Here is a 24133-nt window from a genome sequence, read left to right as displayed (position 1 = left end):
GCAACAAAGAACTAGAAATACTGAGCATAACAAACCGCCCTGTCTAATACATATAACGCGTATCAGACAGGGCGGCTTTATTATCTATATACATGTCTACATCTTTATCCAGCCAAGTGCATTTGCAACAGAGCTGAGCAGGATAATGATGGCAAATACAGGACAGAGATATTTGATCATGACTACAAATACCTTCTTTCTCCTGAAGGCACTCTCGCCGTGAATTATCTCCTCCTCTATCTTATCTATTCCAACTACCCTTGACACAAACAGGCTTGTGAGAAGTGCCGCTATAGGCATCATCACCGAATTGGTGAGGAAGTCGAACAGGTCAAGGAACTGCATGCCTATGATCTTGATTCCTGCCAGCGGGCCATATCCCAGGGATGACAGACTTCCAAGCGCAAGCATAATAACTCCCACAAGCACCGTTGCCTTCTTTCTTCCCCATCCAAGCTCATCCTCAAATGTTGACACTGCACTCTCCGTAAGTGCTATCGAACTTGTAACCGCTGCGAACAGCACAAGAACAAAAAACACAATACCTATGACAGTTCCAAATCCCATGTTCTGGAATACTTTTGGAATAGTGATAAACATCAGTGATGGTCCGGCCTGAAGGGTATCCGGATCTCCCCCAGAGAATGCAAATACCGCCGGGATTATCATAAGTCCCGCCATGATCGCTATACCAGTGTCGAATATCTCTACATTTCTGGTCGAATCCTCTATCGCCGTATCTTTCTTCATGTAAGAGCCAAATGTTATGAGTATTCCCATGGCAATGGAAAGCGAGTAGAACATCTGCCCCATGGCAGAAACCACTGTCATCCACGAGAAGTTCTTCACATTTGGCACAAGGAAGTATTTTACTCCCGCAAGTGCGCCCGGTCTTGTCACGGAATATACCGCAATTATGACTGACAGAACGATCAGTATAGGCATCATGATCTTGGATACCCTCTCTATTCCGTTCTGCACACCGGCAAATATAATGATAAGTGTAAATGCACAGAATGCCACAAAACACAGCTCCGTTGACACACCATTTGATATGAAATCGGTGAAATATCCATCCTCAGCCAGCAGCTTTGCATTTCCTCTGAAATACTCCACCAGATATTTGATGACCCAGCCCCCAATAACCGAATAGTACGGCACTATAAGCACGGGGATAACGGCATTTATCCAGCCGCCAAACGACAGCCATTTCTTCTTTCCAAATGATTTGAATGCTCCAACCGGACTCTTTCTCGTCATTCGTCCGATTGCCGTCTCCGCAACTATCATAGTATAACCAAATGTAAGTGCAAGCACGATGTATATTATGAGAAAAATCCCTCCGCCGTACTTTGCCGCAAGATAAGGGAATCTCCATATATTTCCAAGACCCACAGATGCACCTGCCGCCGCCAGCACGTACCCCAGCTTGCCCGAAAATGAACTTCGCTTACCATTCTTCATATCTTCCATATACTTTCACCATAGTTTACCTGGAACTAATCCTCGTAATCTTTCCTTCCACATTTATTTGCATATACATGTGATTCTAACATGACCCGAGAGGAAAAGCCACTATATATTTGAACATCATCCGACCAACACTATTGTCACAAGAAAAGAAATCCATAACCTGATTTAAAAAAGGATTATGGATCTCCAAACTGTATCTTCATGGTCTTTAATTGTTCTAACTGATCTCTTCTATCATATATCACGGCTGTAACATATACTCTACTCTCTACTTTATTTATCCAATAGTACACCAAGAAATTACTAACACTTACTTTTCGTATACCATCTGATCTCCATGGTTCCTCATCAGTCAATTTGTGTTTCTCCGGGAATACAGATAATGACATTATTGTATTTTCTAATTTGTTCAAAAGACTTTTTGCAGCCTCTGGCGCAAACAATTCACGAGAAACATAATCAACTATCTCTTCCATCTGTTCCTGTGCTTGTTGCGTAATCTTAACCTCATAAGTATTTACCAAATGTTATACTCTCTTTCTCAAATCAGCAAAAACATCTTTAGCTGGTCTTGAATCATCTGTCCTCGCTTGTTCAAGTCCTTTTTGCATCAATGTATCAAACCTTGTATCAGTCATAGTATCTCTTGTTTCAATTTCTCTTGAAACCTTCAATTCAAAAGGGATACCATTGGCAGAAATGACCTGTCTATAGGTCATATCAATAAATACAGATACTGGAATTCCTAATTTTTCTAAAATCGCCTCCGCAGATTCCTTAATATCCGGTTGTATTCTAGCTGTAACGTTAGCTGTTTTAGTTGCCATAATAACACCACCTCTCAGCTTGAGTGTACTACAATGTATTTCTAATTGCAATACATTAGTCTTTTTAACATAGCAAAATTTTTATGTGTTGGTTTTATGTTTCACACCTTTTTATCAAACGTGCATACTTATTCTCCGAATCCTCAACAACCTTTATCCTGCCCTGCCTTATGAAATGTTCTATCCTCGCCGCATACCACCAGTCACCGACTCCGATCGGAACCTGTCCCAGAATGTCACCGATCAACCTGCACTCCTTAACCGGCTTGTCCGTCAGCCTGTTCCAAATGATAAAATCATAGAAATCCTCTGACACACTGAGCACTGTTCCATTTACCACAGCCCTAAGCGAAGCATTTTCAAGTACAAGCTCGCCCCACATCTCCGCATACATTCTTATCTCATTTGATGTGAGTTTACTCTCATTTCCGAGAAATCCGGCAAATTCCTCCGCTGCCACTTCGCTCCAGCTATGATATGTCACTATGACATTTTTCTTCACAACATGCTCTGGCTGAGTGACAACAGACACTTCATTTGGATAGTCCTTCAGTATGCTGCATACATGGTAAAATCCACACCTTGAATACGGAGCGTCGCTGTACCATATTCTTACCGGCTCGCCATTTTCAAGAAATCTTATAAGCCTTGCAAGCTCCCCAGCATACACATCGCCAAGTCCCTTAAGTTCATTATCATATTCATCGTCCTGCTCCCACTGGTTCTGGGCATACATTGAGTAGATAAAGTCCTTGCGGTACTGACTGTCAACTGCCTCACCTATGTAGCCCATATCCAGCATGAAACCAAGACAGATCACCTCGTCAGAAGAACCCTGTATCCACAGTGACTGGCCATTCTTATATTCCACATCCTCGCATTTTGCCGCTTTCATGGAGCCTGCCGAACTTTCTCCAAATAGTATCTCTACCATAATCTGCTCCTTTTGAATCTCGTTTCTATTTTGTGCATTTATCTGCATCACATTCTTTTACCCATTCGCCCAGTTTATCCTGTAGTAGCTTTTTATCTGGTAAATAAAGCTGATACTTCGACGCAAATATATTTGAATCCTTTGGAAGAGTCAATTCCACCATAGAATCGTCCTTGTCTTGGCAAAGTAGAACTCCTATAGTAGGATTTTCATCCTCCTGCTTTTCATAACGATCATAGTAATTCACATACATCTGCATCTGTCCTAAATCTTGGTGTTTCAGCGAACCTATCTTTAAATCAAAAAGAACAAAGCATCGTAACATTCTATTATAAAACACTAAATCTACCCTGAAATGTTCTTCATTAAAAGTAAATCTTTTCTGTCTGGCTACAAAAGTATATCCGGTGCCCAACTCTAGAAGAAATGACTGCAGATTATTGATCAACCTCGTTTCCAGTTCATTCTCTGAATACTCACTTTTATCCTCCAGCCCCAGAAATTCTAAAACATAAGGATCTTTAACCAAATCAGAAGATTTCTCTATTATCTGTCCCTCCACAGATAGTCTCTGAATCTTATCTTTATCAGTACTAAGTAAAATTCTGTGATACAGAGCACTATCGAACTGTCTCTCTAATTCACGCAAGCTCCAGTCATTCTTTACAGCTTCAATTTCATAAAAATGCCTCTCATCAACATCTTCTATTCGCATCAATTTCAAGTAATGTGACCAACTAAGATAAAATTTTCTTCCCGTGTTAATCGATGGAAGATCCTTGAATTGGCTAAACACTGTTTCGCCAATTTGATCCGCAGAATAAACCTTATAAAATTGACGAATATTTTTTAAATTTCCAACAGAAAATCCTTTTCCAAAATTCTGTGTTAAATAATCAGATAATCCCTTCAAGAGTTGCTGTCCATATGCTGCTCTCCGTTCTCCGCGCTGTTCTTCCTCTACGATTATTCTGCCAATTTCATAATAGGCATATACCATAGTGAGATTAACTGCCGTTTTAGCATTCTTCCTTGCTTGTAACAATACATTTCCTCATCTGTATATCCTACAAATGACTTGATATTGTATATTTTTTGTAATAAATCATAATCCATATACATTTCTTTTTATCCTAGCAATTATTTTTTTTTAACCATATTCATTAATAATTCTTCCATTTTAGGAGATAAGCAGCTTTTGGGCTTAAGCATTCTAATTATTTCACTTAAAACAGCACCAAAATCATCTATTATTTCTAACTCACCATGGTCAACCCAAACAAAATTCCTTGTTATTTTTGAAAAACATAATTGTTCACCATCACCTATTAAATCTGCAATTACAATCAAGTCTTCTGGTAAGTCTCCAGAGTTCATAACAAACTTGTCCGGCCCATAAAAATGTGCCAATGAGTTTCTAATTTGTGCTTCATTCGTGAAACTTAACCATTCTTTATATGTTTCAGGAATAAAAACATTGTGTTTATTTTCCCAATTAGAAATCATTTCATCTGATGCAGGTTGTTTGAACCATGAAGCATCGTCACCATAATCAGATGCAATCTGTTCGCATAAGCGCACAAGTTCTTTGATTTTCTCCATTAAACTATTGTGAGGAATATTCATAATAGTATCTCCCTGATTCTCATCCCGGTTTTAAGTTTCGGTTTATCAACTCTCAATCCACAATTTCATACCCTGCTGCCGCCAGAACTTCAAGTGCATCTTGAAAATTCTCCTTCTTCACCATAACATAATCCGTATTATATGTGGATACTGCAAATATCGAAATTCCGTTATCCGCCAGAACAGATGCGATCTTAGCCAGAATCCCGATCAAAGAAAACTCCAGTACTCCCTGAATGCGGAAGGCTCTCCAGCCATCATCACGCTTTATAACATTTGCCGGCACTTCACTCACCGGGCATACCAGAGACTTTTCCTCATCAGTTTTTCCTAGAAAACAATACTCAGAATCGAGATTCGCATATGTATAAGCTTCCACCTGACACACTGAAAATTCTTCATCAATCTTTTTTATCTCCATGACCTCTCCTTAAATCTATTTTGTAAGCACCTTTTTGCAATATCTATGTGCACCACAATGAGGACAAACTAATTTACGCTTTGTTAATGTATGTGCTCCCATTACATATGACTTCATATCCGGAACAAACCTTGTGTTGCAATCAGGGCATTCAAATGCTCCTGCCTCTCTATCAAGAATACACGCAATCACTATTCCGCCACATACCACTACTAACCCTATTGCGATAAGCAGAACCCTCAGCCAATTCTCCATCTCCAGAATTCCTGACAATAAAAACAATGGAAATGCCGCAACTATCGTAAGTGCCGCGACCATTGCAGACAAAATAATTTTCTTTTTGCTTTCCTGTGCCTCTCTAACTAAATTCACCATATTAACCTCCGCTTTCTTTCTATAATCCTCCTCAGATACTCTTTCGCCAGACAGTAATTCATTCACTGTTATCTCTAATTCATCACATAACGGCAACAGTAATGAAACTTCCGGAAAACCATTTCCCGTTTCCCTTAATTAAAGATATTGTTGGGTAAAAAAAGAAAGGTCAGTCGATTTTGCCGATGAAGCGGTAGTAGATTTCTACTTCCTGCTCACGGCTTCCATCCTCGCCCTTGACAGCTTCGTGGACGGTTATTTTTTCAATTAGAGTGTTCAGAAGTTCGGCGGTCAGCTCCACAGGGTTGACATACTGTTTCATTAGGGCAATCCACTTTTCAGCATCCGCTGCGGTCTGTACGGCGGCTTCCATCATTTCGTGAAGCTGTCTTATTTTTGTTTCAAGCTCCTTTTGCTCGTTCTGGTACTTCTCGGACAGCATATTGAAGTTATACTCGGTTATGCGTCCGGCAGACCAGTCCTCATACATTTTAGCAAACAGCCCGTCAACCTCGGCTTTACGCTTCTCTGCCTTTTTCAGCTCCGCAGCCTGCTTTTTCTTCGCAGAGTTCCTTTCCCTGTCGCTGACATTGAGCAGCCGTTTCAGCAGCTTGTCCTCATCTTTCTGTGCCAGCATAGACCAGTATTGCAGTCTTGCAAGCACATAGGCATACAGTACATCATAGCGGATATAGTGCATGGAACACTGGCGTAATCCCTGTCCGTTCTTGCTGCAATGGTAGTACCCGTATGGGTTTTTGTTCTGCTTGTTTTCCCCATAGGCTAAAGACCATCCGCAGTCTGCACATTTTATCAATCCTGCGAAAATCTGTGTCGTACCGTTTCTGCGTTTCCTGCGTCTGCTTGCAATCAGCTCTTGAACTTTTTGGAACACTTCTTCGGAAATGATGGCTTCGTGGGTATTTTCCACACGATACCATTCTTCCTGCGGCTTCCGCACCTTTTTCTTGTTCTTGAATGAAATGTTGCTCTGCTTGTTGTGAACGCTGTGACCGATGTAGGTTTCCTCTTTCAAAATGCTCTTGACCTGTGCAATCGTCCACGCATAGGCTTTTTCTGCGGGCGCACCGGCGTAGATATTGGCGAAAGTCCCGTATCTTTCATAGTTCAGCCAGCCGGGGGTAGGTACTTTTTCCTCCACCAGAATCCGTGTAATGCTGGCGGCTCCACGCCCGTGTACAGCAAGGTCAAAAATCTTCTCTACAATCCAGCGTGTTTCCGGGTCGATCAGAAGATGACCTTTTTTGTCCGGGTCTTTTACATAGCCCAGCGGTGCATAGGCTCCATAGTGTGCGCCATTGGCAAATCTTGTGTGCATGGCAGCCTTGACCTTTTTGCTGGTCTGTCGGGCGTGCATTTCATTCAGGATGTTTAAGAACGGTGCAAGCTCGCTTTCTCCGTTGATGGTGTCCACATTGTCATTGATGGCAATGTAGCGTACTCCCTTGCTGGGGAAATAGATTTCCGTGTACTGACCGGTCAGGATATAGTTTCTTCCCAGACGGGATAAGTCCTTTGTGACAACGCAGTTGATTTTCCCGTCTTCGATGTCATCAATCATCCTTTGGAAACTTGGACGCTCGAAATTTGTCCCACTCCATCCGTCGTCAATGTACTCGTCTACAACGGTCAGCCCATGCTCTGCGGCATACTGTCTAAGCATCATGCGCTGGGTCTGGATACTGCCGCTTTCCCCCTGTAATTCATCGTCACGGCTCAATCTCAAATATAGTGCAGTGTTATAAATCGTTGTATTGTATGGTTGTTTCACGGTTAAAAATCCTCCTTCTAAAAGAAACAACCCACGCTTATACAATACTCGCTGGTACAAGTATATCATAAGCGTGGGCTGATTGACAGTCGTTATTCCGTATTTTTTCAGGAAGCGGCGGCAGCGTGCTGGATCACATCTTCCAGCAGGCTGTCAAGCGGCTTCCCATCCTGTGCGAAATGCTCCGATACCTTGATACGGACTTTCCCCATGACAAAATACTGGGTGCCGTCTTTTTCGGTAAGCAGGGTGCCGCTGTTTTTGTTATTGCTCTCGTTTTTGCTTTTTGCCATAGGCAGTTACCTCCATAAATGAAATATGCCCGACAAGGGAATGTCAGACAGGTGTACAGCCGCAGACTGTCTCCGTGTCAACCAAACCGTGTCAACCGGCAGAAAAGACTTTGAAAACAATCCATAGGCGCTCTATTATTACTTTTTACTTTTTCTTTGATTTCTTGGTTGACATGGTTGACAAAGGAGAGAAATGCCCCAAATATCAGGCTTTTCCCCGTCAACCGGCTGTCAACCAAAGCGTCAACCAAACTGTCAACCGGTGGCTTTTCAGAATGGAAGTTCCATTTGCCGGGCTTCTTCTTCCGTGATTTCCTGAAAACCGTCCCCCTCCGGCGGAGCTTGGTTGACACGCTCCCAGCCTTTTTGAGAACCGTATTTCTTATACCGCTTCGGGCTTTTGTAGGCTACCCAGCCCTGTATGATGCCGCCCGCAATGCCGGTATTCATAATCTCGCAGATTGCCCGTGTCTCCCAGTCTGCCGGGGAATTTAAGTTCCCCAGCGCTTCCTCATAAAGCTGCTTGGAACATACCCTGTCGCCGGTGTAGTCCTCCAAATAGGCGTAGATCATGCCGGCCTGTGTGTCTTCCTGCATAAAGTCCTGCTGGTGGGCGTTCAGGTATCGGTTCATTTCCATGCTGAATGACAGCTTATACTTCCCACTGCGATAAACCGTCATGGCTTCCGCCCACATCTGTTCGATATACGCCCTCGCCGCCGCTTCATCGTCCAGTATGTGAACCTCCGCCCGTTCCGGGTACACCGTCACGGGGAGAAAGCGCCGGTTGCCGGTGCGGTCACGGGGCAAAAAGTCCTGCCGGTTGGTCGTCCCTCCAAATACACATTGCCGCAGCCGGTCTGCCGGATGTGTCTCATACGGCACTTTGTAGGTTTCTTTCTGGCGGCTTAAGAATGACTTGATTTCCTCAATACTCTTGGCGTTGGCTGTGGCAATCATCTCCGACATCTCGATAATCCAATGCCCTTGCAGCTTGCGGTACACATTTTCATCGTCCAGCTTTTTCAAATCGTCTGAAAACCATTCGTCCCTGCCTGCCAGCAGCCGGAAAAAGGTAGATTTCCCGGCTCCCTGACCACCAACCAGACAGAGCATGACCTCAAACTTGCTCCCCGGTCTGAATACCCGCCGGATGGCTCCCATCAGGAACAGTTTCAAGGCTTCATAGGTGTATTCGTCCGTATCGGCTCCCAGAAAGTGATGCAGGGCGTAACGGATGCGCTCTGTGCCGTCCCATTGCAGGCTGTTCAGGTAATCCCTGACTGGATGGTAGCGGTTTTCATTGGCAACAATCTTGATGGCGCTCTGCACCTTTTTCTCGCTGGTAAGCCCGTAATTTTCTTCCAGATACAAAAGCAGGTAGTTCATGTCCATGTCGGTCAGCGTGGTACTGGTGCGCTCCCAGCCCAGCGGCTTCACAATGTCAATCTGCTCCGTCAAAAGGTTCAGGCGCAGCGCCCCGCGAAACAGAGGGTCACGCTGGAACACCGTCAGGCAGTTTCGGATGCTGTTCTTCACGCCGCCTTTCTGCGTCCCCTCTAATGTTTCCCGGATTTCTGCCGGTGTCTGCGCCGGTTCCATTGTGTCCATCGTCCTTTTGACCGCTTCCTGCGTTTCCGGCGGCAAGCTCTGAAATTCGCTGTTCAAGCCGCAACACCTCCTTTCCCTGTGCGGCGATCAATGCCGCTTTTTCTTCTATTTCTCCGTATAACAAAATATCCAAAAGGTATTCTGTGTAGCTTATCCTCTGCAACGCTTCCACAAAAAGAGGATGCCAGATGGCATCCTGCGGCTGTGGGGCGTGTGCTGTTTTCCAATGCTCCAGCAGGCGCAGATAATCGCATAGCACCCGGAAACAATACCGTTCCGTTTCCTGAAATCTCTGCTCCGCTGATTTTTGTCGGGGCTGTGACCTGTTGTGACGCTTCCTATCTGGCGGCGCATTGCCGGATTTCTCATAGGAAACGCCGAAGTCCTCCGCAAGCCTGACCGCAGCTTCCCGTTTCCCCAATCCATGCAGCAAAGCGGCAAAGTCGATCACATCCCCGGAAGCCCCGCAGCCGAAGCAGTAAAAGCGGCTGTCCACTTTCATGCTGGGCGTGCGGTCATTGTGGAATGGACAGCAGACCATGCCGTTTCTCCCCACCCGGATTCCATAGAATGAAGCAGCCTGCCGAGTGGTAACAGACTGTTTCACCGCTTCAAATACATTCAAATGCTCCCTCCATAAAAATACTGGTAGCGGTAAAGCTGCCGATTATATCATAGCTCCATCTCATGTTTCTTTCTCTGTACTGCCTGTGGCTGCTCCCTCCGGCGCAGTGCGGTATCTACGGCGTTCTGCACCTGCCGTAGCCGTATGACTTCCTCCCGGAGTGGCTTGTGCTGCGGAGACAGTTCGGCATACTCTGTTTTTAACTGTGCGTATTCCTGTTTCCATGCTTTCAGGGCAATGGGTTTTCCGTCCAGTTTTTCTTTCAAAATACGGCGGGCGGCATAAAACAGCCGTAACTCCGCATCGTGGGATGTTTCAAATTTCTCCCTCTGTTTCTTAAACTTGATATTGTTCAATTCCGTATGAACAGGTTTTAGCCGCTGGTAATTCTCGCCCTCCCGTATCAATTCCTGCAATTCCTTTATCCGGGCAGATTTCTTTTTCATGGAGTCGCTTAACGCTTCAAATTCTTCGTTGACAGAGGAAAGACGCTCCTGCAAATCCTCTAATGTGAGCAGCTTGTTTTCCGTCAGATAATTGACGGCTTCGGCGAACTGCTTTAAGTTTCCGGTTCTGGCTTTATTGCTCCATGCCCCTGCGTTGCGCTGGTTGTAATAAGCGATCAACAGGTCGGCAAGGCTCGGTGTCTGCGGTTTGGAAAGTTCTTCTTTTACCTCTGCCATCCAGACAAACAGGGCTTTGATCTTCTTCCTCACATCCTGCATGAGCCGGTTGGTGGCTTTAATCCAGCGGTTCAGTTCCCCTTTCTCGGTGCGGATGCCCTTTGCTTCCATCTGCCGGACATTAGCTCCCTCGTGGACAGTAGGTATCAGGTCAAGCCCCTGCCGCACATAGGAACGGTGGTCGATACGCACATCCAGCCCTTTTTCCTCAAATTTTGTATTAACGGCAGCCGCCCACTGCTCCCGCCAGTGTTCCAGCGTTTCCGGCTCATGCCAGTCTGTTGTATGGACAGCGTTAAACATATAATCGCCGTTTTTATCCCGGATTCGGTTTCCATCTTCATCAAGAAGATATTCCCGACGCTGTTTTTGTCCCCATGTGCCATCCGGGTTCAAAGGGCGCATGGTTGTCATCACATGAAAATGCGGGTTAGGGATGCCGCCGTCCTCTTTCTCCGGGCTGTGAAAAGCAAGGTCGGCAATCATGCCTTTTGTCACAAACTGCTCCTGTACGAACTTCCTCGCCAGCTCCATGTTTTCTTCCAGCGTCAATTCATTCTGCATGGCAATATCAAAGGAATAGGCAAGCTGTGCTTTTGGATGTTTCTCGCAGTTCTCCACAGCATTCCAGAGGGTCGCCCGGTCAAGATATATTTCCGGCGCATGGGGCGGCAGCATGATTTCCGAAGCGATCACGCCGCCCTTTTTGGTGTAGTCGCTGACTTCTCCATAGTAGCTGCTGTAAAGACGCTCCCCGGCTCGATAGGCTGCGCTGGCAATGGCGCTCTGACCGGCGCTGCGCTTGATCTGTGCGATTGAAAAATGATAAAGTGCTATCCTTAGTCACCGCCTTTCTCCTGCCCGGAAATACGGGCGTGGTTCTCTGTGGCAGACCGGATGAAATGCTCCGCCTGCGGCAGATTCAAAATGCTTTCCATGAGGGAATAAAATTCCGCTTCGGATAGCTCCTTTGTCTGTGGTGCAATGCTCTCAATAGCTGCCCCACGGGTAATCAGCCGGTGCGTCCTCTGTTTCCGGGAACCGCTTTCCAGATACGCCTGCCGGTTTTTCAAACGCTGCATTTTCCGTTTTTCCTGTTCCAGCAGGACAGTGGTTTTTTCATATTCCTGCTTCAACTGTTCCAAAGATTTTTCCATGTTCTCACATCCTTTGCTGATAAGATAAAGAAAGACCATCCGCAGACAGTCCGTGTGTCAGTGCTTCTATAAAACCCGATGAAAAGGGAAAACCGCAGAGCGGATTTCTCTTTGCGGCGAGTACACAGGGGATAGCCGCTTTAGCGGCGCAAGGGGGTGTAGCCACCTTGTCGGAGCGAAGCGAACGCAGACCTCGGATTGCTGATTTTATCAGCGGCAGAGGTAAGCTCCGCAGGACGCACGATACATGGTCTTTAGACTATGTATAGAAGTGCGCCCTTAGTTCCTAAGGGATTTTGCCGTTTCCGGCAGTCTTGTCCTTTTTCTTGGAACGCTTGGAAAGATACTTCGGGCAGTCAACCACAACCGCCCGGAAGCTCTGTTTACATTCGTGCTGGCATTTCCGGCACAGTTCGTTGTAAGTGATACGGCTGCGGTCATTTAAGAAGAAAGACCATTCCAACCGCCGCTTGTTACTCATTCTTGCCATAACCGGCTCCTTTCTCCGTTTCTATCTGATGTACGCAGATAGGCTGTTTTGATGTAGCGTCTCGGTATCATTTTTAAGTTTTTTTCCCTCTGTATGCCCCTTTGGAAAGTGCGGCAGTATTGCAAGTCAGGGAATGATACCTCACGCTTATTTGTCGCTTCCCGGTACGGTTTCGGAGCCTTTTGCCATCCATTCAAAGAAAGCAATTTTGCTGACCTTGATAAGTCTGCCCCTGCGGAACGCTGGAAAGCCGGGTGTGTGTACCAGCTCATAGGCGCTCGCTCTTGAAATTCCCATAATCCACTGAATGTCCGCCACATCCAGAACCAGCGGTAAATCCTCGTAGCTGTTCAATCTCTTTTTATCGTTCATTCTGTTCCTCCCATAAATCAAATAGGTTAAAATGCTTCCTGTTGCCGTTCTCCCCAAAAGCCGTTTTCCTGCCCCATTCCTGCGGTGTTTCCCTGCATTGGTGCGCCGAATGCGTCACTTCTCCTGCCGGTCATATCCCTTTTGGACGGTCATTCACTTGTCAAGGTACTGTGCGGTACGAAATTACCAACCGCAATCATCATAGCGTACTATCCTTGACAAAACAATGATTCTGCGATACCATGAGTGTAACGGATATAACTGAATTATATAATTACCATAAACAAAGGCAGGGGATAGGGATGGAGAATCAGTTTATACGGCATGAGCCATGTTTTGAGAGGATTTTGTTTGTCCTGACGCTGGACAGGAAGAAAATGAAAGAGCGGATTTTGATTGGGGAAGAACAGCAGATCCGCTTCCGTCTGAACGGGAGCCAAAACGCAGAGGTGCTTTGTGATATGACACGCCCACTGGGAACTTTTTTGATAAACTTTGAGCGTGACACGGACAGAGACTGGAACTTATACGGGCTTTCTCCGCTGCGGCAAGCTCTCCACTCCAACCGATGGAAACAGCCGGAGCTGGAGCAGGCGGCAAGCGAATTTCTTTGGGAGAAATATCTTAGCAACGACCCTCTGAAAATGTATGTGGCGTTCCGTATCTGGAACAGCTATCTGCTTGCCAGAGAACCCCGTGACCGTAACGCTGCCTGTGACCGCTTCATGGATAAAATGAGCAGACTGACCGGGGTATTCCAAAACGAAACCATGAGCTTTGACAGGGAGACAGGAAAACCGAAACAATTTCAAGCTGGCAGCCTTTATTTCAAAGGCGCACCGTCAGAAGATACCCGGCTTGACCTCTGGTTCCCGGACAACCGGCGCACAGAAGAATGTGTGTCTGCCTATGCGTCCCTCTACCCGTTGATTACCTATTATCTGAACAGGCTGAATGACTGGGGGCTTTGCTTCCGGCGGTGCAAGGTCTGTGGAAAATATTTTCTGGCAAAGAGCCAGCGGTATGAGCTGTGCAGCGACAAGTGCCGAAAAGCACAGGCGCTTCAAAACAAGCGGGAATTTGACGAGAGGTCAAGAGAAAATAACTATGACCTGCTTTATAAAAATGAATGCCAGAACTGGCGCAACAAAATAAACCGGGTAAAAAATACCGCAGGCTTTCCGGCTGACCGTCTGGAAAAAATACAGGCTTCCTTTTCCGACTTTAAGAAAGAAGCCTTACAGAGAAAAAAGGCTGTAAAAACAGGAACGGCCAGCCCGAAAGAATTTACGGACTGGCTGTATCAGCAGAGTAATGTAATTGTTGAGCTGACCGAGATATGAAAAACTTTCTATCGTCAATTTCGCATTATTGCAATAACAGATTGCTTCTTCCATGAATGGTAATATTATCATCAAACTTTTGGAAGAACTATAAATGTCCGAGGTGCCTTTGATTTCGACAGAAAAACAGGCTGAATTGTTACAACGCTCGGACATTTCAAAAATTTCTTTGAGAAAAGGCGAAAAAGGCGGAGCAGCACACGCCGCCCCGCCGATCCCATGAGGTTATTCCATTGCCCGCATTTGTTCAATCAGAGATTGTTTTTTCTGTCTGCGGATTGTCCATACAGACAAGATCAGCTCCATTCCGAACAACACCAGAATGAACAGCCCCATTTCCAAAACCGGGAATTGATAAGGCACTACATTTCCGGCAAACATGGCAATACTCATTTCTCTGCAAGCAAAGATGGAAGCCGGAAGCCCAACGGTCAGCGTCGCTAATGTTGCAAAGAGTGCATAGCACAGCCCCTCGCAGATATTCATTTTACATAGCTGTTTTTGTGTTAGGCCGATGGAACGCAAAACACTGTTTTCCTGCTTTCTGGACATCTGGTTAGAGAGTGTCGTATTGATAAGGTTGATAACACCAAAAAGGAATACCAGCCATGAAAGCACTTCCATACTTCCGAATGCCACCTGATCTTCCGACTTCATATATTCAATCTGTATATTTATTTCATCTAAAGCAAGGTTACTATGGCTGGCAACAATATTTTTTAAGCCAGCTTTTACGGTTTCCGCTTTTTTCGGATCGCTTACAATACTCCACGAATAGTCAAATGAAGTAATTTCTGGGTGCAGTTCGTGGAACAATACTTCTGGTGCAAATGCAACAGCCCCATTGATACCTAATTTCCCCTGCCCTGTATATGTGCCCGGGCCAAATAGCCCTGATATAGTAACAGGAACGGATGGCTGTCCCTCTCCGAAAGATATTTCAACCGTCGAACCAACTCCCATATCTTCATAATGATCTACAATCGAGCCTGAAATTACGATACTATGAGAATCTGTCGGCATCGTTCCCTCCGTCAATGCTGCCTCAACCTTAGCATAATTCTGGTCGGTCAGCATATCACAGTTTCCAGTGTTCTGATTGATGTCCCCCTTAAAAGTTGTATGAAGCGTTTGTCTGTTTACAATTACATCTGTGACACCATCAATAGATAAAATTTCCTGCTTTAATTCCTCGTTCAGTGGATTTTCCACTGCCATAAGTTCTTCTTTTGGCACTTCTGATTGTAGATAAATTTTATAATCGCCATCTGGAAAATAAAGTCTTGCCCGTGCTTCCGGGGAGCGCGTTAATACAATGGAAGATACCACAAGTAGGATAATTCCGCCCAAACTCAATGAGGCTACAATAGCAACTGTCTTTTTTCGGTCACGCCTAAAATTCGCAATTCCCATTGAAACAGGATTGAGCTTGATATTCTTTTTCCGACTGCGGATGTCCTTTTGTGCCGGGGTAAAACGGACGGCTTCAATCGGGGAAATCCCTGCCGCAATTTTTACTGGCTTACGGATGGAAATGGACACCATAAACCAGCAGCTTATGAGTGTCAGGGAAATCATAACCACATAGGAAACAGCGTTAAATCCCTTGGAAAACAGGAGAAAACCAGCGCATACGCCCAGCACTGTACCAATCAAAATTCCGATACTGCCGAGTTTGCGTCCCTCCCGCTTTACAATCCGCCTGATTTGCTTTGGCGTTGCACCAATCGTCCGAAGCTGCCCGTAGCTCTTGATTTTGTCATTGATGGAGATACGGAAGATACTCTGGATCACAATATAGCCGCCGATCAGCACAATGGCAATCACGCCAGCCATCAGTGCAAAATCAAAGGGCTTAGAAACATAAGTAAAATACCTGTTGTTCATGCGGGGATTAGGAAGCTGATATTTCTCTGCAATCTCCCTGCAATAAGAGGTTATCAGTTCCTCACCCAACTGGTCGCTGTTTTTGAGATGGACATAGGCGCGATAGCCAGCCGGGTCAAACCCATTCCATTCTGTCAGGGCAGCTTTGGAAAGAATGATAGCGCAGGTATTCGCTTCTTTTTCATTTACGCTGTTCATAATGCCGGTAACGACATAATCACCCTGAAAGCTCTCGGTGTCTAAGGTCACAGTGTCCCCAATCTTGGCATTGTTTCCATAGGTGGAAAGAAAGTATTCGCTTACGACAACTTCATTTGCTTTTTCAGGAACCCGGCCCTCTAACAACTCCATCTGCGCCTTGGCAATCTCCATCATTTGCGCGTCGCAATACACATAGGACGCATGATAGCCTTGTTCCGAAAGTTCCTCACCGAGCATATAGTAGCCGCCTACACGCTCAAACTCCGGCAGTCCTTTCAGGGTTTCAATATCGTTTTCCTCTACGCCCAGCCAGACCGCCTCATAAGTATCGACAACCTGATTGCGCTGCATTTGTGTCAGGGAAGTAGACACAATTCCTGTAAAGCAGATCAGAAACGCCGCCAGCGCAACGGCGATCACCACCATCAGATTCCGGCGCTTCTCACTTTGTAAACTTTTCTTTGCCAGCTTCTTTGTAATGGCGCTGGTGTCATTCTCAAAAGGCCATGTCATAGCCTGCCACCTCCTTACTCCACAATCTTTCCGTCCTCAATGCGGACAATCCGATCTGCAAGGCGGGCTATGTCGTCATTGTGGGTAATCATCACAACCGTTTGCCGGAACTCTGCACTGGTACGCTTGATAAGCCCCAGCACCTCGGCGCTGGTCTTGCTGTCAAGGTTGCCGGTCGGCTCGTCAGCCAGCACGATAGCCGGTTTGGTAATCAGGGCGCGGGCAATCGCCACACGCTGCTGCTGTCCGCCGGAAAGATTGTTCGGCATATTTTTCAGTTTATCTTCCAGCCCCAGCAGGTGAACGATCTCGTCCAAAAACTTCTGATCCACCGTGTCCCCGTCCAGCTCCACCGGCAGGACGATGTTCTCATACACATTCAGGATGGGAACAAGGTTATAGTTCTGGAAGATAAAACCGATGTTGCGGCGGCGGAAGATGGTGAGCTGTTCGTCATTCATTTTTGACAGCTCTTTGTCCCGGACAATCACATTGCCGGAAGTAGGGGTGTCCAGCCCGCCCATCATGTGAAGCAGGGTGGACTTGCCGCTGCCGGAGGTTCCCACAACGGCCACAAACTCGCCGTCCTCCACGGAGAAGTTCACGCCGTCAAGGGCGCGGGTGATGTTCGGCTCTGTGCCGTAATACTTTTTCAGGTCGATAGTCTGTAAAATGCTCATAAAATTCAATCCTTTCTTTGTTTGTTGTAAATGCGGAACGCTGCTACGCCAGTGGCCGCCAACTGTACCAGAATCAGCACAGCGAACAGGTCGAAGCTCTCATAGTAGAACAGTTTATCCCAAAACAGGAAAACATCACAGAGAGCAGTCAAGGCAACCGTCCAGCGGATGTGCCGGGCCAGCCATTGCCAGAACACCAGCACAAGGGCAACGGGCGGGACGATCAGCAGCGCCAGATTCAAAATCAAGGTCGGGGTCAGTTCCATTGCGTCGCCTCCTCACTTTTGTTGATAAGGGTATTGTAAAACCCAAATGTCCGCGAAATGTTACAGCGGCCAAAAATTTTCATTGAAAATCGGGGTGAAATGTTACAAAGCTCGGACATTTCAAAATCAGTTTGCCATTTTGATCCGTTCCACCAACGAATTTCTGCATTGAATTTTTAGACAGATAGCAGAAATTATAATAGGTGTTATTATTAAGCAGACACCGTAAATCAGTAATGGAATAAAAGGAAAAGCATATTGAAAATAAGTTAATCCATTCGCAGACAATATCCGTACTAACAAATAACCCATCAAGGTTCCTGCCACAACCGTAATAATCAAGCATGGAATAATCAGTAAGACACTTTCATGCAGCAGCATTTTCTTTATCTGTTTTTTTGTCATACCGATAGACTCTAATATTCCAAATTCTTTTCTCCTTGTACTGATACGACTAATCAAGGTGTTTGTCAGATTAAAAATGCTAAACATAATGACAAAGGCAGATACTCCATAAACTTGTACGCTGGTATTATGAATCGTATTTGCCGAAGATGCTTTTACCTCTTGTAAGGTTTCCATTACCAAATCAGGGTGTCGGGACAGTATTTTATTTAATTTGCTTTCTACTGATTTACCCACTTTTTCATATTCAGGTACGGACAAAGTTAAGGAAGCTGTTAAATCCATATCGCCCCACAACTTTTCTATGGTTTCTTTTGGAAGATAAAAGCCCTCATTCATACTTTTTTCGGAAGTACCGGCAATCAAAACATCTATGCTGTGTTCAGTTCCATCAAACCATCGTAATGTCACTTTTTCTCCTATTGACGGGCAAGTATGATAGACTTCTTTCTGTACGCTTGTTCCCAATATAACCATAGCGTCTTGTTCCACCAATGTTTCGTATGTCCAATCAACAGGAAACGTTTTCAAAATTTCTTCCTGATTATCAGGCGTAATCGGAATAATGGGAATTTCTAATTGTTCATTGTGATACTCAATAATAGCTGCGGTTCTCTCCGTAGCATAAATCTCTTTAACTTCCGGGATTTGTTGCAATTCTTCCATGAGTTCCTGTGAAAAAGGCGTATCAACTTGATACTCCGAAATACCATACGGTTTCGGATTGACTAATGTATTGTGGTTAATCGTAATATAATATTCTCCATCTTCCAAATTCCCCATTCTCGCAAAGGAATCTGGATTCCATGATGATATAAAAGTGGCTCCAACCATAAATAAAATCCCGCCGATTGCAAGCGAGGCAATCGTCAGATTGTGTTTTTTTCGATTCTGCTTTTCGCTCAATACGGCTAAAGAATACGGTGAGAGACGAATATGATTTTTCCTGTTGCACACTCTACTTTCTTTTAGTTCTGGATCGTTTCCAACATATTTTGTTGCTTCAATAGGGGAAATATTTGAAGCTATTTGTGCGGGCTTGTATACGGAAATTTGTACGATGATAATACCTAATATTATTGCAAAAATACTTGTGGCTATGGCATTGATAATCGTTATTCCATTCGGCTCTAACAAATATGCAAATATGATACCTACTGTAATACCGGCAGGTATTCCGAACAGGCAGAAACGATACCCCTCTTTACGAATCATCCGCTTAATCTGTTTTTCTGTCATGCCAATAGTTTTGAGCTGTCCAATCTGCGACACTTGATTTGATACCGAAAGGTAGAACACACTGTATATGACAATTCCGCTTGAAAATGCAATAAAAAGAGTAGCTAAAAGAACACCTCCCATTCCTGATCCACTAATAAGTGAGGAACAGAATTTGCTATTAAAATAAAGTTGGTTCCTGCTTATGTCTTGGGATAAAGCCAGACGATATACTGTATTCTCAAAATCAATAAGTCCCATTTCCGTGGCACCATTTACACGAATCAAGGCACTATATGGAATATCAGATAATAACACACCCTGTTCTGCATACGCTGGGGAGACATAAAAGTAAAATGTTCCTGTTTCCACATTATCAGTAAAACCAGTAATGATGAAATCCTCTGTTTTACTCCCCGCCGTTGGTAAAGTGATGGTATCTCCTATATTTAGCTGATACCCCAGCTCTAATTGAACATTTTTATCAATTACAATTTCATTGTACTGTTCTGGACAGGTTCCACTGACTAATTCATAGGATTTTATAATTCCAAAACCAGTCGGCATATAAACCGCTTCAAATTTGATCCCATCCATCAGAAAACTATCACTATGCTTATAGGGTACAATATCTTCAAGATCAGGTTCTTTTTTCAGAACTTCTATCTGTTCTGCTGTAAGCCCCCCGATGGTAGCTTGCTGCATTTGATTCAAAATCTTTTGTTCACTAATTTTGCTGCCTTGTTGGAATAAGGAGATTCCCACAATCAAACTAATTGCCAGCGCAATGGTCAAAACATTAAAAAAGCAAAAAATACGATTTGAAGATACATTGCGTTTTGCTAATTTCTTTACAATGACGCTGGTATCGTTCTCAAAAGGCCATGTCATAGTTGTATCACCTCCATATTTGATAAGGGTATTGTAAAACCCAAATGTCCGCGAAATGTTACAGCGGCCAAAAAATTTCATTGAAAATCGGGGGGAAATGTTACAATGCTCGGACATTTCAAAAAAATTTACGGCGGGCAGCCGGAAATGGCCGTCCGCCGCGTTCTATTTTGTAGGCAGCATAATGGAAAATTCCGAACCCTTGCCCGGCTCCGAAATCACCTTGATATAGCCGCCCTGCCGCGTTACGATCTCGCGGGCCAGATACAGGCCAATGCCCACGCCCTGCTGTTCGTGTACTTCTTCCTCACGATAAAATCGCCGGAAGATGGCGGCCTGATTGCTTTCGGAAATGCCCTTGCCGGTGTCGGTCACTTTGATCTCTACATACATTTCCCACAGCACCACCAACACAGCGATTTTCCCGCCTGCCGGGGTGTACTTTACCGCATTGTCCAGCAGGTTAAAGAGGGCTTCGGATGTCCACTTGCTGTCATGGGAAACGGTCAAATCCTCCGGGCAGTCCACGGACACAGCGATTTCCTTTTTCTCCGCTGCATACACGATCCCACTCATGGCCTGCGCCACGGTATCAAAGAGGCGGCCCGGCTTCTTATCCAACTGGATCACGCCCGTTTCCAGACGGGAGGTTTTCACAAGGGCCTGAAAGAGAAAGTCCAGCTTATCCGTCTGGCTGCGGATTCCCCGGATAAAGTCGGTGCGCTCCGCCTCGGTCATAGGCTTTTCCAGCAGGGTGTCCGTCGCCATTTTCAGATTGCTTACCGGCGTTTTCACCTGATGGGAAATATCTGATACAAGGGTCTGTAACTCCTGCCGTTCCTCGTCCACCCGGCGGCGGTTCTCCTGCATGATCTGGTAAAGCCTTGCCAGCCGGTGTCCGATTCTGGCAAGCTGGGTTTCGCTGTCCTCCGGGCGCTGGGGCGCTTCATTTCCGGCTATCATGTGGTCTAAGGTCTGGCACAGGTCAGCGGTAAACTGCGACAGCCGCTTTCCAAACGCCTGCGTCAGTACAAAAATCCCCACAAGAGCGCACAGCAGCAGCGCCCCGCCTGTCAGCAGCACCGCCGTCTGTTTTGTCACAAGAAACAGGGCTATGGTGATCCCGGACATGGAAAGGACAAGTCCTATTGCCACCCGGCCAAACAGCCGCTTTACCGATAGGTTTTGAAACTTCATTTTGCCTCGCCCCCCGTCCATTGATAGCCCATGCCGTAAACGGTCTTGATGTAGGGCGCGCCGCCGTCGGCTTCAATCTTGCTGCGAATCCGGCTGATGGAGGTTGTCAGGGTGTGTTCGTCCACAAACCTTTCGTCTATATCCCACAGCTTTTCCAAAAGCTGCCCACGGGTCAGCACTTGCCGGGGATTTTTGCGGAACAGGTTCAGCATTTTATACTCCATCGGGGATAGGGTCAGGGGCTTGCCGTTTAAGGAAGCCGTCTGCTCCGAGAAGTCCAGAAACAGCCGCCCGTCGTCGTAAATGTCCTTGGCCGGTTTGTGGTGTTCCAGCATAGCGAACATGGCTTTGATTTTTCGCTGCAAGGCCCCGATCACAAAGGGCTTTGTGATGTAGTCCACCGCGCCCACCTCATAGCCCCGTATCTGGTCGCTCTCCTGATCGTTGGCGGTCAGGAATATTACGATGGTGTCCGGGTGCTGGGGCTTTATCAGCTTGCACAGCTCAAAACCGTTCCCATCTGGCAGGTTAATGTCCAACAGCACTAAATCAAATTCCCGCTGGCGGATGGCTTCGGCTGCGGTTCTGGCATTTAGAGTAGAAGTCACGCCGTAGCCGTCTGCGGTCAGGTTATAGGCTAACATCTTATTCAAAAAACTGTCGTCCTCGACAATTAAAATCTGCTTCATATCCTCACTTCCTTTGCTTTTTGCAGATAGTATAACAGGCAAATGTCCGAGAATTGTTACAAGGACAAATATATTTATCATATTACAGCTTTTTTATGTGTACTGCAATTTTATAAAAGAAAGGACAGCAGTATCATCAAATTGCTGTCCTTGCGGTTTATTATAGCTGGTAGTGTATAAGCGTGGGTTCATCATATTTGGTGTGGTATCTTTAACTATGGGAAACTCCTCGTTCCCATTTTGAAATTGTTTTATCGCTGATTCCAAGTTTTTCAGAAAGCTGTTTTTGAGTATATCCCTTTCTCTTTCTCTCATCAGCGATGAATCGCCCAATTTTAATCTGGTTCATCTGCTTTCCTCCTTTCTGGCTCAATTATCTCCCCATTTTATTGCCAATCACACCCACGAGGCGTAGAATATGGTGAATCTATGCGGGTTCTACGCTTCGTAGACTAGGCAAAATAAGCTATTTGCTCTGAATATTCCATACATATCCCCTTGCATTTATTATCAACGCAATTGAACATACCACTGTCATAAACAACGGCACCACAACAAATCCAGCACTAATATTTTCTTTACTTCTAAATGGCGTTTTTTCCACCTGACAATTATGTCTTGAAATAATTCCATCTATTTTTGTCACATATTTCTCATCAAAGCTACTTATATCTTCTAAATCACTTACCATCTACGACAGCCTGCAAACCATTATATATTCCTCATCATTCTCATCCACTATCTGGAATCCGACTTTTCTATACATTCCGACCGCATAGTTCTGCTTTTGCACAGACAGTGAACCGCTCTTATATCCACAGTTTTTCAGCTCCTCCAGCATCCTTTTCATCAGCTCTGTTCCAATGCCGTAATTCCTGTATTCTTTGAGTAGTGAGATTGCAAAAGACGGTGTATCGTCATCAACATGCCCATAGTCATCCATAATACGAACCCACACAGCTCCAACAACTTTATCATTTGTCTCTGCGACAAATGCCATATCCCCCGCTCTGTTTCCAAAGTCGTCAACGTACACTTGCAATTCCGGCTGATTGATAATGTCCCTTGGAGGTGCCTCCACGCCCTCCGGAATAAATATTGCCTCATATAAAAATGTATCTAATATCCCGGTTTCTTCCTGTTTTAATCTTCTTATTGTGTAATCCATAAAGTCCCTTATTTTTTATTTTCTAAAATAGAATCACGATCTCTTCTTTACCGGATGCCTTATAACAGTTTTACATTTTTCCGGTGCAGTTTTTCTTGGGTCTGATAGATAGATTTCGTGATGATGTCGTTCATCAGTGAAATCATTTACATACCCATTATCTTCCAAATATTTATCCATCACTGCTACTGTCTCAGGTTCATTATCAAATGCTCCTATATGCATGATCTGAACACACAAACCTTCATCAATACTCAGAAATTCTGCATTGGTACAATCCATCTTTTTCTTCCTTGACGCAGTCTCAACCGCCCAGTCAAAATCCTTCTTTGTTACAAAATCAGGAAGACGAATAACAGAAATCCAGTTAAATGCAGATTTATCTGTATAATCCACACCTTCCACATTATCCTGCCACCAAAAGCCTTCAAGCGGTGGGACTACATATTCAAAAAATCCCTCTATTTTGTAATCAGTCTTATAACTCATCTTGAGAGTGTACGCAACAGTATATAAAACGCCAATCGCAGCTTTATATTCTCCGCCCTCTTCATTCGGGTCGCCCTTGCTCCTTACCGCTATGTAATTCGCCTTTGGAATCGTTACGACCTGTGGCTTATTTTTCGGCAAATAAAACCCTTTGTATTCTTTCTTAAAATCAAACGCCATAACTTATCTCCTCAATCTTAGCAATATCACCATATTCATCCTGTTTTTTTCAAGCTTATTATCATAACCCTTGATAGTCCATATACGCACTATGACAATGCTGTTACTTATCGTAACAGGTGTTTGCCGAGCCCATTTTTCATTCTCATGTATATTCAGTATTGTGTATCGAACATATGTTTGTTATAATATATTTGGTGCTACCCTATTCGGTAGGCGGTTAACCTTCACCACAGGAGTTTGTAGCCTGTGTTTACATAGAAAATCCATTTATGGAAATCTATCACGGAGGTTTTTGCTTATGCTTACAACGGATCTTTTTATAGC

General features: G+C 44.9%; 27 protein-coding genes. 1 reads left to right on the top strand and 26 read right to left on the bottom strand.

The genetic code is table 11. The features are described 5' to 3' along the window. Positions 1-96 precede the first annotated feature (96 nt). From DW025_RS12715 to DW025_RS12640, 16 genes are all read right to left on the bottom strand, one after another. The gene (locus DW025_RS12715) at positions 97-1473 is read right to left on the bottom strand and encodes a sodium-dependent transporter (RefSeq protein WP_120000159.1); all 1377 of its coding nucleotides are present in this window, start codon (positions 1471-1473) and stop codon (positions 97-99) included. Between the two features lie 176 nt (positions 1474-1649). After that, positions 1650-1997 carry a type II toxin-antitoxin system RelE/ParE family toxin gene (locus DW025_RS12710; RefSeq protein ID WP_243017659.1) on the bottom strand — a complete coding sequence of 116 codons (348 nt, stop codon included), beginning with the start codon at positions 1995-1997 and terminating at the stop codon, positions 1650-1652. 3 nt (positions 1998-2000) lie between these two features. Then, complete coding sequence (locus tag DW025_RS12705) at positions 2001-2300, bottom strand: type II toxin-antitoxin system RelB/DinJ family antitoxin (protein WP_118649302.1); 300 nt, start codon at positions 2298-2300, stop codon at positions 2001-2003. 94 nt (positions 2301-2394) lie between these two features. Further along, on the bottom strand, positions 2395-3234 hold the full coding sequence (locus DW025_RS12700; protein WP_243104986.1) for a DUF3658 domain-containing protein: 840 nt from the start codon (positions 3232-3234) through the stop codon (positions 2395-2397). Between the two features lie 25 nt (positions 3235-3259). After that, positions 3260-4279 (bottom strand): PDDEXK nuclease domain-containing protein, encoded by a 1020-nt coding sequence (locus tag DW025_RS12695; protein WP_270227060.1) that lies wholly within the window; start codon positions 4277-4279, stop codon positions 3260-3262. A 95-nt stretch (positions 4280-4374) separates the two neighbouring features. Beyond that, positions 4375-4860, bottom strand: coding sequence for an SMI1/KNR4 family protein (locus tag DW025_RS12690; protein WP_120000153.1), 486 nt, complete (start codon positions 4858-4860; stop codon positions 4375-4377). Between the two features lie 52 nt (positions 4861-4912). Further along, positions 4913-5281 (bottom strand): ACT domain-containing protein, encoded by a 369-nt coding sequence (locus DW025_RS12685; RefSeq protein WP_120000151.1) that lies wholly within the window; start codon positions 5279-5281, stop codon positions 4913-4915. Positions 5282-5296: 15 nt separating this feature from the next. Then, on the bottom strand, positions 5297-5722 hold the full coding sequence (locus DW025_RS12680; protein WP_243104985.1) for a transcriptional regulator: 426 nt from the start codon (positions 5720-5722) through the stop codon (positions 5297-5299). A 103-nt stretch (positions 5723-5825) separates the two neighbouring features. Further along, positions 5826-7448 (bottom strand): recombinase family protein, encoded by a 1623-nt coding sequence (locus DW025_RS12675; protein ID WP_071431012.1) that lies wholly within the window; start codon positions 7446-7448, stop codon positions 5826-5828. 107 nt (positions 7449-7555) lie between these two features. After that, positions 7556-7741, bottom strand: coding sequence for a hypothetical protein (locus tag DW025_RS12670; RefSeq protein ID WP_004849804.1), 186 nt, complete (start codon positions 7739-7741; stop codon positions 7556-7558). A gap of 270 nt (positions 7742-8011) precedes the next feature. Further along, positions 8012-9352: a virulence-associated E family protein gene (locus DW025_RS12665; RefSeq protein WP_009321442.1), complete on the bottom strand. Its 1341-nt coding sequence runs from the start codon at positions 9350-9352 to the stop codon at positions 8012-8014. After that, positions 9237-9977, bottom strand: coding sequence for a CHC2 zinc finger domain-containing protein (locus DW025_RS12660; protein ID WP_014079457.1), 741 nt, complete (start codon positions 9975-9977; stop codon positions 9237-9239). The genes DW025_RS12665 and DW025_RS12660 overlap by 116 nt, the downstream gene beginning before the upstream one ends. 47 nt (positions 9978-10024) lie before the next feature. Continuing rightward, entirely contained in the window at positions 10025-11497 is a 1473-nt protein-coding gene (mobQ, locus tag DW025_RS12655; protein WP_074104019.1) for a MobQ family relaxase, read from the bottom strand. A gap of 2 nt (positions 11498-11499) precedes the next feature. Next, positions 11500-11817 carry a DUF3847 domain-containing protein gene (locus DW025_RS12650; protein WP_008816380.1) on the bottom strand — a complete coding sequence of 106 codons (318 nt, stop codon included), beginning with the start codon at positions 11815-11817 and terminating at the stop codon, positions 11500-11502. Positions 11818-12103: 286 nt separating this feature from the next. Further along, a complete protein-coding gene (locus tag DW025_RS12645) occupies positions 12104-12307 on the bottom strand; it encodes a hypothetical protein (protein WP_004614949.1) in 204 nt (67 codons plus the stop codon). 147 nt (positions 12308-12454) lie between these two features. Further along, positions 12455-12679 (bottom strand): helix-turn-helix domain-containing protein, encoded by a 225-nt coding sequence (locus DW025_RS12640; RefSeq protein ID WP_024726897.1) that lies wholly within the window; start codon positions 12677-12679, stop codon positions 12455-12457. 302 nt (positions 12680-12981) lie between these two features. Here DW025_RS12640 and DW025_RS12635 point away from each other — a divergent pair, with 302 nt between their 5' ends. Next, the gene (locus tag DW025_RS12635) at positions 12982-14022 is read left to right on the top strand and encodes a DUF6076 domain-containing protein (RefSeq protein WP_008816376.1); all 1041 of its coding nucleotides are present in this window, start codon (positions 12982-12984) and stop codon (positions 14020-14022) included. A 225-nt stretch (positions 14023-14247) separates the two neighbouring features. Here DW025_RS12635 and DW025_RS12630 read toward each other — a convergent pair whose 3' ends face one another. From DW025_RS12630 to DW025_RS12585, 10 genes are all read right to left on the bottom strand, one after another. Next, complete coding sequence (locus DW025_RS12630) at positions 14248-16623, bottom strand: FtsX-like permease family protein (protein ID WP_120000149.1); 2376 nt, start codon at positions 16621-16623, stop codon at positions 14248-14250. A gap of 14 nt (positions 16624-16637) precedes the next feature. Further along, positions 16638-17303, bottom strand: a complete 666-nt coding sequence (locus DW025_RS12625; protein WP_005362411.1) for an ABC transporter ATP-binding protein — start codon at positions 17301-17303, stop codon at positions 16638-16640. Between the two features lie 5 nt (positions 17304-17308). Continuing rightward, positions 17309-17569, bottom strand: a complete 261-nt coding sequence (locus tag DW025_RS12620; RefSeq protein ID WP_120000147.1) for a hypothetical protein — start codon at positions 17567-17569, stop codon at positions 17309-17311. 126 nt (positions 17570-17695) lie between these two features. Further along, complete coding sequence (locus DW025_RS12615) at positions 17696-20083, bottom strand: ABC transporter permease (protein ID WP_117142396.1); 2388 nt, start codon at positions 20081-20083, stop codon at positions 17696-17698. A gap of 165 nt (positions 20084-20248) precedes the next feature. Beyond that, positions 20249-21280 carry a sensor histidine kinase gene (locus DW025_RS12610; RefSeq protein ID WP_120000145.1) on the bottom strand — a complete coding sequence of 344 codons (1032 nt, stop codon included), beginning with the start codon at positions 21278-21280 and terminating at the stop codon, positions 20249-20251. After that, positions 21277-21969, bottom strand: a complete 693-nt coding sequence (locus DW025_RS12605) for a response regulator transcription factor (protein ID WP_118701108.1) — start codon at positions 21967-21969, stop codon at positions 21277-21279. Before DW025_RS12605 ends, DW025_RS12610 begins: the two co-directional genes overlap by 4 nt. Before the next feature lie 211 nt (positions 21970-22180). Continuing rightward, a complete protein-coding gene (locus DW025_RS12600) occupies positions 22181-22318 on the bottom strand; it encodes a helix-turn-helix domain-containing protein (RefSeq protein ID WP_120000143.1) in 138 nt (45 codons plus the stop codon). A gap of 117 nt (positions 22319-22435) precedes the next feature. Then, on the bottom strand, positions 22436-22660 hold the full coding sequence (locus DW025_RS14985; protein WP_187115847.1) for a hypothetical protein: 225 nt from the start codon (positions 22658-22660) through the stop codon (positions 22436-22438). Continuing rightward, positions 22661-23137, bottom strand: a complete 477-nt coding sequence (locus DW025_RS12590) for a GNAT family N-acetyltransferase (protein WP_117548581.1) — start codon at positions 23135-23137, stop codon at positions 22661-22663. A 33-nt stretch (positions 23138-23170) separates the two neighbouring features. Further along, on the bottom strand, positions 23171-23806 hold the full coding sequence (locus DW025_RS12585) for a GyrI-like domain-containing protein (protein WP_120000141.1): 636 nt from the start codon (positions 23804-23806) through the stop codon (positions 23171-23173). Between the last annotated feature and the right edge of the window lie 327 nt (positions 23807-24133).

Origin of the sequence: Coprococcus sp. AF38-1 (genome assembly GCF_003603945.1) — a bacterium.
GTDB classification, from domain to species: Bacteria; Bacillota; Clostridia; order Lachnospirales; family Lachnospiraceae; genus Coprococcus; species Coprococcus aceti.
This window is presented reverse-complemented; position numbering and strand designations above follow the sequence as displayed.